The organism is Streptomyces ureilyticus, assembly GCF_011045025.1.
Classification (GTDB): Bacteria; Actinomycetota; Actinomycetes; order Streptomycetales; family Streptomycetaceae; genus Streptomyces; species Streptomyces ureilyticus.
On the sequence record NZ_JAAKZX010000514.1, the window covers coordinates 1 to 646 of the forward strand.

Genomic DNA, 646 nt, shown 5'->3' on the forward strand with positions numbered 1-646 from the left:
TGCGCCAGGTCGCCGAAGACCTCGATGGCGCGGCCGGAGCCTCGGGCGTCGAAGGAGAGGAAGTGCCGGCCGGGCCGGGGTTCATCGGCCGGATGTGGTGGTGCGGGATCTTGCGCAGGTGCGGCTGGAGACTTCGGGCGCCGGGGAGATTCGGGTGCTTGTGGGCGCGTGAAGGGGTCGGTGCGGTAGGCGGTTTGGCGGGCGCGGGTTCGTTGGGGCTGGTCGCGCACCGGCGGCGGAGCCGCATATTGATATCGACACAGCCCCGTGGCTTGCCGTGTTCGTGCGTGCCTGTGCGTGCCCGTGCATGAGGGCTGCACGTTGCCGCGGACCCGGCTCCGGGTGGATCTACGGTTCGTCCGTTTCCGACTCCAGGCTTTCTCGTGTTGGCTCGCCGTATATGCCCAGTTCGTCGTCGACGTTTCGGGAGCCCTGGAAGCTCCGTACGGAGTTTTCCGTCTGGTCGTCGTACGTGCCTGTGGTGGGGCCTGCGTAGAGGAAGAGCTGGCGTAGGCGGAGTTGGAGTTCTGTGACCTCGTCGCCGGAGTCGCCGGGGGTCAGGACCTGCGGGTTGCGGCGCTCGCCGCCGGAGTCGGGCGGTGCCGAGTCGGCCGGCGGCTCGGTCGACGGCGGGCGGGTCGGGGGG

At 69.8% G+C, this 646-nt stretch carries 1 protein-coding gene; it reads right to left on the reverse strand.

The window, feature by feature from the left end; all coding sequences use genetic code 11:
- Positions 1–348: 348 nt before the first annotated feature.
- A partial coding sequence (locus G6048_RS48440; protein ID WP_206343067.1) for a peptidoglycan-binding domain-containing protein occupies positions 349–646 on the reverse strand: 298 nt, incomplete at its 5' end.